The following is a 13,349-nucleotide window of genomic DNA, read 5'->3' as shown; positions in this document are numbered from 1 at the left end:
GCAGCAGAGTTAAGGTTATAAGATTTTATAATAGTTACGTTTTGGAGATTTGATTGTCTTTGATGTACGTGAATAATTGGGCTTTATGGTCTCTTTCATGAATTCAAAATTTAAATCAATGTCTGTCAAACTTTGCCACTTTTCATGAACACCAATTTTACCAAAAACTTATTCTTATTTTCTGCAGCGCTATTGCTGTTTTTGATAGCGTGCACAAGCTCTTTTGCTCAAGGTATAACTGGGCGTATTTATTCATCGGAGGATGAAGAAGCCTTAACTTTTGTGACAGTGGCCATTAGTGGTACCAGTACAGGTACTATATCTGATATTGATGGTAGGTTTAGTTTGGCAGTGCCCGCCGGCTACGAAGGAAATATTACTTTCCAACATGTAGGATTTATTAGAAAGGAACTTACTGTGGCACAAATCAGGAATACTCCAGTGATTTATATGGATAAAGAGGTTACTGAATTGGAGGAGTTGGTTTTTGAAGCAGGAGAGAACCCCGCCAATATCTTGATGAAAAAGGTGATTGACAACCGAAAGGAGCACGATCCGGCAAAGTTTGATCAGTATAGTTATAAGTCGTACACCAAAGATGTTTATCATCTGGATGCGGACGAAGAGACGGCAGATTCATTATCAAGGTTGATCAAGGCTGAAAGCCTAAAAGAAGAACAAGATACAAGTAGCGCAAAGAAAGCTGATACTAAATTCTTTAAGATAGACAGTTCTTATAATACACGCCATTTGTATGTTGCAGAGTCTTATTCTGAGACTAAGTTTATCGAGCCAGGACTAAAAAATGAAACGATTCTAGCTACCCAGATTTCGGGATTGAGGGGAGGGCTTTTTGCGGCCTTTAGTGGGTTGTATCAACCATTTGGATTTTACGCGGACATTCTGGATATATTCGATAAAGACTATATCAATCCTATCAATCCGTCAGGATTATCTCAATATGAATTTTATATAGAGGACACTACCTTCTATCAAACGGACACCGTTTTTGTAGTGAGCTATACACCTAAAAAAGGGAAGAAATTCGATGGACTTGAAGGATTATTGTGGGTTCATGCTAATGACTATGCCCTTACCAATGTTACGGCCAAATCGCATGTAAAGAATTCAAAGATAGATGTAAGTATACAGCAGAGATATGACAAGATCTCGGGTAACTGGTTTCCCGTGCAATTGAATACTGACATCATCTTCAAGGAACTCAAATTCTATGGAAGAAACCTTATTTTGGAAAACAGGAGATATCTGTCTGATGTCAATCTCAATACCGATTTTACGCAAAAGGACTTCAGTGATATTGGTATAACACTCAATAGAGTAAATCCAAAAGAGCAAAAACAAATCCTAGATGCAAATAGAGCGGTTCCCCTAGATTCAATGGAATTGAATACCTATATAGCCGCTGACTCTTTGTATAAGAACTTGCGTGTCGTGGAGGGTGTAGCAGAGTCGTTGTTGACCTTAAGGTTGAACATGGGAAAGGTAGACGTTCGAGTGGATGATTTCTTTGGAATTAACTCTTATGAGAAATTTCGACTGGGCATGGGATTGGAAACTAATAACAACTTCTCCGAGAAATTAGTACTAGGGGGTTATGGAGGCTATGGTTTTGGGGATGAAGAGTGGAAATATGGGACCAACTTGAAATACATTTTTGACCGTAGAACTGATACCTATGTGCTATTTACCTACCAAAAGGATCTGAGAGAAGTAGGTACACAGCGATTCTTCGAAGGAAAAATATCAAGTATCGATGACCTGATTCGTTCGTTTCAGGGAAATTTATTTGATAGGCAAGAGACCTACAAAGTAAGTTTGAATAGAAGGATAGCGCCCTTCTTATATGCTCAAACTACGATTTCAAAATCCATGCAGCAGTCCACTTACGATTATACGTATGACAATATGGATTATTCTTCCAATTTTTTTGATATCAATCAGGTATCACTTGCTTTTCGCTATGTGAGAAATGAGCAATACCTGGATTTGTATGGGAAGAAGGTTCTTTTTGATTATGACTTCCCAGTGATCAACTTCAAATACAGTCATGCGAACTCTGGTTGGTTAGGTGGCGATTTCGATTACGATCGTTTTGATGCCAGTTTGGAATATAGAAAGAAGTATGTCTTGGGGAAATCGAATGTGCTTGTTCGTGCAGCCTATGTCTATGGAGATGTGCCTTATGGTCATATGATTACCGGGTTGGGTAACTCTACCTCCAAGTTAAGTGTACCAGAATATTTCCAGACCATGGATATTTACGAATTCTTGTCCGACAAACAAGTGGCGGTTTTTTTCAATCACAACTTTGGCAACTTCCTAATTGCCAATAGAATAATGAAGCCAGAGTTTATTATTTATCATAATGCGGGCTATGGCCAATTGTCTCACCCTGAAAGGCACCAAGGAGCGGATTTGAATTTTAAAACCATGGAAGATGGATACTTCGAATCCGGGATTGGAATTAAGAAGCTGATTAGGATTAACTTTGTAGATGTGGGGTATATGGGCTGGGGATTTGATGCCGTGTATAGACATGGCGCCTATGCACATGAATCCACTCGGGATAATTTATTTTTTAAGTTGAATATGAAAATCAATTTGTAATGGGGAAACCATTTATTGCAATCTACGAAGACAATCACCTACTCATCGTGGATAAAGCTTCAGGTATCCTTGTTCAAGGTGATAAAACAAAAGATAAACCGCTGCTGGATTACTGCAAGGATTACATCAAAACGAAGTATAATAAGCCCGGAGATGTGTTTCTTGGTACCGTCCATAGATTGGATCGTCCGGTGAGTGGTGCGGTTGTTTTTGCACGTACGTCCAAAGCCCTGGAGCGCATGAACAAGCTCTTCAAAGACCGTAAGATCAACAAAACGTATTGGGCTGTGGTGAAGAGTAGACCACCGAAAAAAGAAGATAAGCTGGTTCATTACCTCAAAAAGGATGAAAAAATAAATAAGACAACGGCTTATGACAAACCAACAGACGGAGCACAACGAGCTGAATTGAGTTATAAAGTGCTTGGAAAATTGAACGATCACTTTTTATTGGAAGTAAGGCCAGTTACGGGTCGTCCTCATCAAATTAGAGTGCAGTTGGCTTCCATGGGTTGCCCTATTCGAGGTGATTTGAAGTATGGCTTTCCTAAGGCTAACCCAGATGCAAGCATCAATCTTCACGCGCGCTCGTTAGACTTTATTCACCCAGTAAAAAAAGAACCAGTTAAGGTAATTGCTGGTGTGCCTGTGAATGATTTTTGGGAGCAATTTTTAGTGCTGGACAAGTCAAGTGCGGAGTTGGCTAAGAAGAACAAGTTTATGGATAAGCTGTACTGATTCATGGGGTTTTTGCAGTCTTTAAAAAACCGATGGAAACTAAACAGTATCACTCAGGTGGTAATTGTACTCATTGTATTTGCCTGTACAGGGTTTACAGTCATGTTTCTTAAATCTCCCATAGTAGACTGGATAGGTGGAAGTGAGGAGTATCAAACATTGTACACGGTGCTCTATTACATTTTTATCCTGCCGATTTACAACATAATCCTTCTGATCTTTGGCTTTGTTTTCGGACAATTTGCTTTCTTTTGGGGCTTTGAAAAAAGGATGTGGTACAGGATGACCCGCCAAAAGCACAAACTTAAAGGTGAATAAAACAGCAGCCATTCAGCAAATCAATTCTTTAGCCGCTTCGGGTACTCCTTTTTTGCTGATTGCTGATTTTAAGTGTGAAAAAAACCATGTGCTGCCAGTTGATCAAATAGATCCAGATAAGGTTTTATTCGATATAAATGGAGTTGGGAATTTTGATTTACGGCATGAAAATGGAACTGCTATCAAGCTCAAAAGCTCACCCATTTCTTTTGCTGATTTCCAGTATAAATACAATCAGGTTCATAGAGAGATAGCTAAAGGGAATACTTACCTACTAAACCTAACCCAGCCCACACCTATATTTTCTTCAGCCAGTCTAAAAGATATATTTTATGGAAGCAAGGCTAAGTACAAGCTTTGGTTTGAAGACCAGTTTGTTGTTTTTTCTCCTGAAATTTTCATTAAAATCTCCAACCATAAAATATCATCTTTCCCCATGAAGGGAACAATAGATGCGGATTTACCAAACGCAGCTAAAACTATCTTAGCAAGCGATAAAGAAATGGCTGAACACGCTACTATTGTGGATCTAATCAGAAATGATATGAGCCAGTATGCCGAGAAAGTGGAGGTGGAGGATTTTAGATATCTTGACGAGATCAAAACAAGTGAGAAACACTTGTTACAGGTGAGTTCTAAAATTACCGGAGAGCTGAGAAAGGATTATTTGAAAAATTTGGGAGATATTATCTACTCCCTATTACCAGCGGGTTCCATATGCGGGGCACCGAAAGCTAAGACCTTGGATATTATAGAAGAAGTGGAAGGGTATGATAGAGGGTATTATACCGGAGTTGTTGGTTATTTCGATGGTCAGAATTTTGATAGTGGGGTGATGATTAGATACATTGAAAAACAAGGAGAGCAATTAATTTATAAAAGTGGTGGAGGTATTCACTTCCTCAGTGAAGCGCAAGCCGAATACCAAGAAATGATTGATAAGGTGTATGTCCCAGTTCATTGAAAGTATTTGTTGTATAGACGGGGAGTTGCAGTTGCTTGAATTGCATCAGGCTCGAGTGAACCGTGCGTTTTTCACCAATTACGGCCTTCTGGCCCGTCCAATGAAATTGTCAAAAATCATCCGTAATATTCCAAGAAAGGGAACATACAAATGCCGCGTGGTATATGATAAGGAAAATTTTGATTGCACTTTTAAACCTTATCAAAAACCAAAGGTCGGCTCATTGCAACTGGTAGAAGGTGGAGATATTGACTACAAGTTTAAATATACAAACCGCTCTGGTTTAGATGAGTTGTTTGCTCAGCGCAAAGAAGCGGATGATATTATTATTGTGAAAAATGGCTGCATCACTGATAGCCATTTTGCCAATTTGGCCTTTTATGATGGAGAAGAGTGGTGGACGTCTGATCAGCCATTATTAGAGGGAGTCAGGCGTCAGAGTTTGATTGATCAGAGACAATTGCAGGTGAGGCAGATAAGCATTCAGGACTTAGCAAGTTTTGAAAAATGCTGTTTGATTAATGCAATGCTTGACTTAGGACAGATAGAAATCCCAATTCCCAGCATTCGTTCGTCAAGCAAGTAACACTATATCGTTTTCACGAATTCTTCTAGTTCTTTACTGTCTTCGAGCTCTAATTTTTTCTTTACTCTATACTTCGTCTTAGTTACACTGTCTGGTGATATACCGAGTAGATTAGAAATTTCTTTGGTAGACAAATTGAGTTTCATCAACGCAGTTAGACGCATTTCGCTACTGGTTATACTGGGTTGTAAGCTTTTCACTTTGGTGAAAAAATTATCATAGACATTTTCAAAAATAGCTTTGAATTCCTGCCAATCATCTTCGGTTAAGATGATGGTTTTTGTGAGTTTGTCAATGGTGGCCAACTTTTCATTTTCGCAGGCAGCACTTAGCGTAATTTGATTTTCTAGTTGCTCAACTATGTGGTTTTTTTCCTGAATGACCTGAACAAAATGTGACAGTTGCTGCTCCTTAACCTCAAGTTCTTTCTTATTCAGGGATAGCTGAGTCTCTGCCATTTTTTTAGCAGTTTTTTGTTTTTCTATTGAGTTTTTGAGTTGTAATGAAATGAATAGGGCGATCACCACGATCAAAACAATAATACCTGCCAATTGAGTCTTCGTTTTTTCATCAATTGCTTTTTGTGCTTCTAACTTCACAATTTCATTTTGTTTTTGAACGGTTTGGTACTTGGTATCCATTTCGGTTATGATCCTTCGTTTTTCGCTATTATATCTTTTCCAAAATACTGACGTGTACTTCTTTCCATACTCCGTACTTTTCTTATAGTCTTCGGCACCATAATAGGCTTCTCTTAAATTGCGATAAGCATCTTCTAAGTGACCTGAATTTTCTAACTCTTCTCCGATTTCTCGTACTAGCTCACCATATGTTATTGATTTGTCGAATTGATTAGTTTCAGCATAAAGTGTTGCATATTCTTTATAGGCATAGGCGTTGTGGTTAGGGCTACCTATTCTTTTGCGCAAGGGTATGCCTAAGTCGAGAAATTTTAAGGCCGAATCATACAAATGCATTCGAATGTAGGACCTGGCGATATTGGTATAGATCTTAGAAGAATCGTAAGTGCTTAATTCAAAATCACTCAAAACACTTTTTAATAAATCAATCGATTTTTCTTTTTGATCGGCCAGGTCATAGGCCAGTGCCAAATTGGGAAATATCCGTTTAGGCAATGAGTTTTCGCCTTTAATACTTTTGCTCAGCTCAAGGGCTCTTTCTAAATATTCGATGGCCGACTTACTGTCTTTGTACTTTCTGTACGAATTGCCAATGGCATTCAAAAAGGTGGCTTCTTCAACTTTGTCACCATGTTCTTCTGAAATCTTTAACCCTTTCAGAAATTCACCTAATGCTTTCTCTTGTGCACCTAAATCGATGTATACATTTCCTAATATGAGCAAAGGCCGCAAGGTGGCTGTTGCACTATCCATTTCATTAAAATCGGCGATCGCAAGTTTTGCATAATGTTCAGCTGAATCGTAAATGTTTTTCTTACTATGGAGTGCTGCTTTTTGCGTATTGGCTCGTGCGAGCCAATAATTTTCATTAGCCTTGGTGGACCATTCTTCTAATTGATCTACAAAGTATAAAGCAGAGTCTACGTCGATCGAAGCATACGCTTGAGATAGCGCGAATAAGGTGGCAGGGTCGGCTGTTTCTTTGTCATTAAGTAGCTCTTTCAAACTATCGATTTGAGTAGTATTAGAAAAGCTGAAGCCAGAGAAAATGACTGCGCAGAGGAGGATAAGTTGGTTGGCTAAATATGATTTCATAAAGTGAATGACAATGGCTAAAATAAGAATTAGATCCCTAAATATGAGTCCCCTAAATTATTTTTTAATCGCAGGACGATAGCCCATTGGATTTTATTACCCGACCCTTGGGTCAAAGTAATAGACCAGTTGGAAAGTTAATACCTCGTACTCGTAGGCTTGCTCAAGGATAATTTAGTAAATGCAATTATTCTAATGCCAATCATAGAATGTAGTAAATACTGAATGCTAATTATGCTTCAAATTGACGCAGAGGGCATAAATAGCAAGGTTGTCTGGTTTTTTGTCTGGTTCATATTCTAGATAATGTTTGTGCCCCATGGTAGTATTGTTCATCTAAATTTTAAACCAAAGCAAACCATTATGAATTCTCCTGTTACAAAAATTTTAAGCTTATCTATTATTCTCATTATCCTATTTACTGGATCATCCTATGGTCAGCACCTTTATGGTGAAAGACATTATTTCGATACTCAAAGTACAACTACTGCCACTGGTGAGTATATCTACAATCTCAACCAAAGTAGTGCAACTACATATGGCTTAGGATTCGTGGTTAATAGTACAACTAGACTTCATCTCTGGAAAGACGAATTTAGGTCTAGCGTCTACGCAGAATTTACTGAAGACGCGCGGGTGAGAAAAGGTTTTAGGGTTGATGGAAGTATGCTTTTGATAGGGGATTTGGATATTCAAGGTACAATATCCAGTTTCTCCATGGTAGAGGACGGAGACATCACCAACCTAAACGTTCTACGAGGCACGAATGACCTGAGCTTTGAAGGCTCACCTACCTCTGGTACTAATATGTATATCAACGCAGCTGGTCTTATAGGTATGGGTACAAGTTCTCCAAATAGTCAACTACATATAGATGGTGGTGAAAATGATGGCTCTACTGCCGCATTGACAATCACAAATGGTGGATCTGAAATGCTATTGGATGGGAATGAAATCGATGCGACAGCCAGCCCACTCTACTTGCAGAGAAATTCAACGTATGATGTTTCTGCTGTTGGAGGAGGTGAAGGAGGAAATTTTGGTATCGGCACGTGGACACCTTCAGAAAAACTGCATCTCGTTGGAAATTTTCGAATTGACAACGGGGATATCATGTCACACGGATCTTTAACTTTTAAGCCTGACATAGACGTAACAGGAGATGATGAAATCGTGTTTTACAACAATGTCGAAGAAGAAACCTTGCGTATCCACACCGATGGCAATGTGGGTATTGGCGTAGCAGCACCAACTCAAAAACTAGAAGTAGACGGAACAGTGAAGGCTACTTCTTTTGTAACCTCTACGGCTAGCTTTCCTGATTATGTGTTTAGCAACAGCTATAAAAAACTATCGCTCAACAATCTGGATCAATACATCCAAGCTAATAAACACCTTCCCAATATGCCGGCCGAAGCTGAAGTGGTAGCCAATGGTCTGGACGTGGCAGATGTAGTCATCAAATCAGTAGAAAACATAGAAACCATCTACCTGCACCTGATCGAAATGAATAAGAAACTGGATCTGCTCCAGCAGGAAAACGAAGCGCTCAAGGCTCAATTGAATAAATAATTAGTAGTACCTCAAAACATTCACTACGATGAAATTTATTTATAGAATAAGTGTACTTATACTGGCTCTATTATGCGTATTAGCAAGACCGGAAGTAGCCGCACAAGATTTTAGCACAGTCTCTTTTGATGATCTGTCAGCAGGTCAGCAAATCAAAGGATTATATATGCTTGAGCTAGATGATACCGGAGATTATATCAAAGAGATGCCGGGAGGTGAGTTGGCTGTCGCTCCTTTGGACGCAAGCGATACGCACTTCTATTTTTGGATCATAGAGCATCAGGACACCAAGACTTTTCAACTACATAGCGCATCTACCAGCAGTTCAATTGTAACTTTAGCAAATGATGGGAGTGCCATGCTTACTTCTGACTTTGATACAGAGTCCAGTGAACTCATGCTCAGAATGGATCCTGCTGGCCCCTTGCGAACGCTGCCACTTGATGATTCGTCGCCAGAAGCGATCGGCTCGATTGTTACAGAATCAATTAGTGATTATGCTGGAATAGCAGACTGTGAGTGTTATGGATTATCGTTCGAGGGTTCTCATAGGATTGTGGTCCATCGTGCATCTTTTACCAATCACACCTACGTTGGTTTTCCATTTGAAAGCACGAACCTCTCGGTCGTTTCTGGTCAAGTAGATCAATCCGAAAATACAACTTATCTATCAGTTTCGGGCAATGAAGAAACTTTGAACTTCGTGTCGTCACAGTTTTATGTAGCCGGTTTTGGAGCCAATGATTTTGAATTGACCATAGGAGAGGAGGCCAATGGTACTGTCGGATTTATGAATTATCTCAATCATTACTATACGCCTGATGTCTATCAATATGCGAAACCGGAAATTGGTATTCGATTCGATGAGGGTGGAATTTATTTGTACCAATTTGGTGGAAATAAAGCATTGCCTTCTACTACAGAAATAGTCAAACAGGAAGTTTTTACTGACTTTGATCGTGAAGAACCTATTTATTTTGGCTTTGCCAATCAAAATCTGTTTTCAGCTACCCAAGGGGATAAAACGGTGGTCTTAACCACTACGGTTCCAGCCGAGCATTACTTAAATCAGTCTGTTTCCCAACGTACGCGGATTTTAGCAGGACTGGATCAGGGAGATGTGAATTTGGCTTATACAATGAAAAATGGACTCATAAATTCTGCCAGTGATTTGGGTACCGTTCCCGGAAATAATTTGGTATCAACCAATCCGTATTTGCCATACAACAAGGGAGAAGAATTGATCAATACTTTCGACTGGCAAGATTCTAAATGGTGGATTAGATATAATGGGGGACCAGACGAAGGAGAGGCTGTATTTAGCCCATACTACGACAATTCTTCTGCAGAGCTTTCAAGTATAAGCGCCAAATATGATAGTGACAATGGTGATTATTTAGGAGGTGAAGATTTTTCTCCATTGGAAGGCTGGGAATTATTGAAATCCAATTTGGGATACTACGCCAATGGTGCCCAACTCAATCCAGCGCCAGAGTATCCACACGTGATCATGTACGACCGAATCAATTCGACCATGCGGGTATTTGTATTTGCCAATAATAGCGGAGAATCTAATCAGCTACAGGTGAGTCTTGGCGTACGCGGAAAAAGTCCTACTGCAGATCCTCCGGGGCCAGGCAGCACAGATTATCAGCCATTGCTATGGGGCAGCTTGCAGCAATACAAAACCTTGGACGAGGTGGTGTATGGGGATTATTCCAAAACAACAAAACTCAAAGCCTCTGACGGCCGTCAGTGGTACTTTTATGACTTTGTGATGGAGTTTGACCCTTGTGTGAGTTTTTTCGAAACAAGTATCATTATCGATATTCATAAAATATCTCATGGTACGATGTCCTTGATGGGACGATCTCAAGGCGGAACAATTCCAGCAGGTTCTGAAACCTACGATGATTGGATTAATAATCAGGATAATTATCTATTGGGCGTGATGGACGTCCCTTTTGGAGCAGCTTCTAAAACCCTTGGAGACATCTCGATGAATCAAATGAAGAATTTTGGTCTTCAAGAATTTGAAACAAGCTTGGAGGCTACGCTAGTAGGAAGTGACATACCCGAATGGAAAAAACAAGAAGCCAAAATGCTATGGGAGGCACAGGCGCTACAAGCAGATCAAGATGAAGATGAGAGAGCCGCAGCGGCTCAAGATCAGGTTATTGGGGGTGTTACATCGGTTCTTGGCGGGTTTGGAGGTCTTGGGAAAGCCCGTCGTATCCATAAAGGATTGGACCCATCTCCATGGGGTCCTGCTATAGGAGGAATTACTGGCTTAGCAAGTGGGATTTTTAATATTGTGGATGGTATTAATAATTTGAACGATGATAGCGAATTGCCCTCAAGGAAGTTGGCCTATGCCAAAAAACTGCACTATGATAATATCAAGGATAAGGTGAAAGAAGACGATCAGTCGATTAATATTCCGGTGCCTGAACCTCGCCCGAATATTGTTTTTGGCGAGTTAGCGTTGACTGGTGAAATGACCACCAAAGTCGAATTGACCAAAGAATTTATGGCTACTCCTGGCGGGCTCAATTCTGATCAGGGTGCAGAGTGGCACCTTGATGGCTCCAGAGGAGCAGCTCCATTGTATAACAATCCGATGGGGAAGTTTACTATGCTCAATAAGCCTGAATTTGCTGTGGCAGTTTCGCGGAGTGGTGATACTTTTAGCGCTTACCTTAAGATAAAAGAAAAACCCTACTTTGCAGTCAATGATAAAATAAGTGGGAAAGAGGTAGATGTGATCAAGGTTTCAATTAATGTAGAAACTTCAGATGGTGGTCCCCTCACCAAAAATTTGGTGAGCAAGGGATATACTACATTATTTGATGGAACGGATGGCCCTTATGGGTCATTGCCAGCAGAAATGGATATCACACATTTGCTGGATCAAGAAATGCTAAAGGCCAACTTTGATAATGCAGCGGATGGAACTGATTTGGAGATGAAATTATCCGAATGGATCTTGATCTCTTATGATGTCTGGTCTTTGACGCTCACTAGTTTGAAAGGCAGAAACAACCAACGAGTCATGGCCAATGCCAGTCAGTATTTTGATGGTACAACTAGTTTTGTCTATCAGGAGTTGCAAAGCGGACTGTCCAGCTGCACATTAGCCTCTCAAAATAAAACACTGAGTAACAATACGGCGGAGTTCTCCGCATATGACTTTGGGGATCATGCAGATTTTGGGAATTCATATACGATTTCCAATGTGCAAACTAATTTCAAAGAAGTGATGTATAACTATTGTACAGCTCAGAATAGCGGCATCGAACCAGATACCTTGAGTACCCCATACTTGAAGTATCTTGGAGCTCGCACAGTGGATGAGCTGAATGAGTTGAGCTTCAACGCTGTACTTAGAAATGAAGATGAAATAGATGAGACTCAGACGATAAGTTATGCTTTGGATGCGACTTCCATCGCTAGTGGGATGACCATAGATGAAGTCTCTGGAGCATTTAGTTGGACGCCTACAGAAAGCCACGATGGCACTCATGAGGTGATCGTATTGGTGGCGGATGATGAAGGAAGAGATGATCGTGAGCGAATCACTATTGTGGTGAATGAAGTAAATGCAGCTCCAGAGTTAAACGAAGTGGGAGATCAAAAAACGGATGAGCAAGATCACCTCACTTTTACTGTTGAAGCCAGCGATCCTGATAATACCAATCAAACATTAACATTTACGCTGGATGAAACTTCAATAGCCAATGGGATGACATTAGGTGCCTCATCGGGAGTCTTTGAATGGACGCCGGATGAATCGCAAGATGGTGAGCATAGTGTGACAATATCAGTGTCGGACGGACAAGAAACTGCAAGTGAAACCTTAAACATTTCTGTAGCGGAAATTAATGCTGCGCCTGTCTTGTCTGATATAGGTGATCAAACAACGGATGAATTAGCAGAACTGACATTTATAGCCACTGCCAGTGATTCAGATCATTCTGATGAATCTTTGACATATTCATTGGATAAAGATTCTGAGAATTTGGGTATGGCTATAGATGCTTCCACAGGTCTATTCAGCTGGACGCCTACAGAAGAGCAGGATGGAGAGTATTCAGTTACCATTACTGTGAGCGATGGCGAATTGGAGGATAGTGAAAAATTTGCTGTGGTGGTCAATGATTCTGATGGTCTTCCAGATGATGAAATTTTAAATTTAAATGAATTGGAGCCAGCTTATGTAATCTATCCAAATCCAGCAACAAGCGTGATCCATATCGAGATAGAAAATGAGTATAGAGGAGCTCTAGAGGTGGAAGTAGTCAATATTTCTGGTAGATTAATGAAGCATAAGGAGGTCTTTAAAAACGATCAAACCTTTCATTTAGCAATAGATTTAGAAGAATTGAATCCAAGCATTTATTTTATAAACTTAAAAACTGAACACAACAACATAATAAAAAAGGTCATACTCCAATAGATTGTTGTTCAGAACAATTACTTATCATAGTAAGGACTAAAGAGTTATACGGAAACGTATAACTCTTTTACTTTTAGTATCTGACACACCGTTTTTTTACCAATCTTTGCAGTCTATGGACAGACAAATCAAACTCATCTGGGACATGCACGGCCAACATGCTAAAGGCACTGCTGAACATCATGCCATTCATTTGAAAGAATTTGCCGAAAGAGAAAATATTGAAACTCAGGATGTGGGTACAGAGGACTTTTCTGAGATGCATTCCATCGCTTATATGGTAGTAGAAGAGAAGGATATGATTACCGTGAGAGATGCACTGCGTCCTCAGCGAGCTGAAGTGGCAGTATAG

Annotated in this window: 9 protein-coding genes; 8 read left to right on the top strand and 1 reads right to left on the bottom strand. The window is 40.0% G+C overall.

The window, feature by feature from the left end:
- Positions 1–144 precede the first annotated feature (144 nt).
- Genes ACO6S2_RS14935 through ACO6S2_RS14915 form a run of 5 tightly spaced genes read left to right on the top strand, consistent with a single transcriptional unit; the run spans position 145 to position 5,233 of the window.
- A complete protein-coding gene (locus tag ACO6S2_RS14935) occupies positions 145–2,628 on the top strand; it encodes a DUF5686 family protein (protein WP_422359358.1) in 2,484 nt (827 codons plus the stop codon).
- Complete coding sequence (locus tag ACO6S2_RS14930) at positions 2,628–3,365, top strand: RluA family pseudouridine synthase (protein ID WP_422359357.1); 738 nt, start codon at positions 2,628–2,630, stop codon at positions 3,363–3,365. The genes ACO6S2_RS14935 and ACO6S2_RS14930 overlap by 1 nt, the downstream gene beginning before the upstream one ends.
- A gap of 3 nt (positions 3,366–3,368) precedes the next feature.
- Complete coding sequence (locus tag ACO6S2_RS14925) at positions 3,369–3,683, top strand: DUF6787 family protein (protein WP_422359356.1); 315 nt, start codon at positions 3,369–3,371, stop codon at positions 3,681–3,683.
- Positions 3,676–4,647 (top strand): aminodeoxychorismate synthase component I, encoded by a 972-nt coding sequence (locus tag ACO6S2_RS14920; RefSeq protein WP_422359355.1) that lies wholly within the window; start codon positions 3,676–3,678, stop codon positions 4,645–4,647. The genes ACO6S2_RS14925 and ACO6S2_RS14920 overlap by 8 nt, the downstream gene beginning before the upstream one ends.
- Positions 4,631–5,233 carry an aminotransferase class IV gene (locus ACO6S2_RS14915; protein ID WP_422359354.1) on the top strand — a complete coding sequence of 201 codons (603 nt, stop codon included), beginning with the start codon at positions 4,631–4,633 and terminating at the stop codon, positions 5,231–5,233. Before ACO6S2_RS14920 ends, ACO6S2_RS14915 begins: the two co-directional genes overlap by 17 nt.
- Positions 5,234–5,235: 2 nt before the next feature.
- Here the strand turns inward: ACO6S2_RS14915 and ACO6S2_RS14910 are convergent, their stop codons facing one another.
- On the bottom strand, positions 5,236–6,969 hold the full coding sequence (locus ACO6S2_RS14910) for a hypothetical protein (protein WP_422359353.1): 1,734 nt from the start codon (positions 6,967–6,969) through the stop codon (positions 5,236–5,238).
- Positions 6,970–7,332: 363 nt separating this feature from the next.
- Here ACO6S2_RS14910 and ACO6S2_RS14905 point away from each other — a divergent pair, with 363 nt between their 5' ends.
- The 3 genes from ACO6S2_RS14905 to ACO6S2_RS14895 all read left to right on the top strand — a co-directional run bounded on the left by ACO6S2_RS14905 (position 7,333) and on the right by ACO6S2_RS14895 (position 13,349).
- Entirely contained in the window at positions 7,333–8,541 is a 1,209-nt protein-coding gene (locus ACO6S2_RS14905) for a hypothetical protein (RefSeq protein WP_422359352.1), read from the top strand.
- Between the two features lie 28 nt (positions 8,542–8,569).
- Positions 8,570–12,997, top strand: a complete 4,428-nt coding sequence (locus ACO6S2_RS14900) for a putative Ig domain-containing protein (protein WP_422359351.1) — start codon at positions 8,570–8,572, stop codon at positions 12,995–12,997.
- Positions 12,998–13,112: 115 nt separating this feature from the next.
- On the top strand, positions 13,113–13,349 hold the full coding sequence (locus tag ACO6S2_RS14895; protein ID WP_422359350.1) for a hypothetical protein: 237 nt from the start codon (positions 13,113–13,115) through the stop codon (positions 13,347–13,349).

This window comes from Reichenbachiella sp. (genome assembly GCF_965233835.1).
Classification (GTDB): Bacteria; Bacteroidota; Bacteroidia; order Cytophagales; family Cyclobacteriaceae; genus Reichenbachiella.
This window is presented reverse-complemented; position numbering and strand designations above follow the sequence as displayed.

What these genes read in the sequence shown, in the direction of transcription:
- ACO6S2_RS14935 (WP_422359358.1), top strand. Translation starts at nt 145, where the DNA reads ATGAACACCAATTTTACCAAAAACTTATTCTTATTTTCTGCAGCGCTA.
- ACO6S2_RS14930 (WP_422359357.1), top strand. Translation starts at nt 2,628, where the DNA reads ATGGGGAAACCATTTATTGCAATCTACGAAGACAATCACCTACTCATC.
- ACO6S2_RS14925 (WP_422359356.1), top strand. Translation starts at nt 3,369, where the DNA reads ATGGGGTTTTTGCAGTCTTTAAAAAACCGATGGAAACTAAACAGTATC.
- ACO6S2_RS14915 (WP_422359354.1), top strand. Translation starts at nt 4,631, where the DNA reads ATGTCCCAGTTCATTGAAAGTATTTGTTGTATAGACGGGGAGTTGCAG.
- ACO6S2_RS14910 (WP_422359353.1), bottom strand. Translation starts at nt 6,969, where the DNA reads ATGAAATCATATTTAGCCAACCAACTTATCCTCCTCTGCGCAGTCATT.
- ACO6S2_RS14905 (WP_422359352.1), top strand. Translation starts at nt 7,333, where the DNA reads ATGAATTCTCCTGTTACAAAAATTTTAAGCTTATCTATTATTCTCATT.
- ACO6S2_RS14900 (WP_422359351.1), top strand. Translation starts at nt 8,570, where the DNA reads ATGAAATTTATTTATAGAATAAGTGTACTTATACTGGCTCTATTATGC.
- ACO6S2_RS14895 (WP_422359350.1), top strand. Translation starts at nt 13,113, where the DNA reads ATGGACAGACAAATCAAACTCATCTGGGACATGCACGGCCAACATGCT.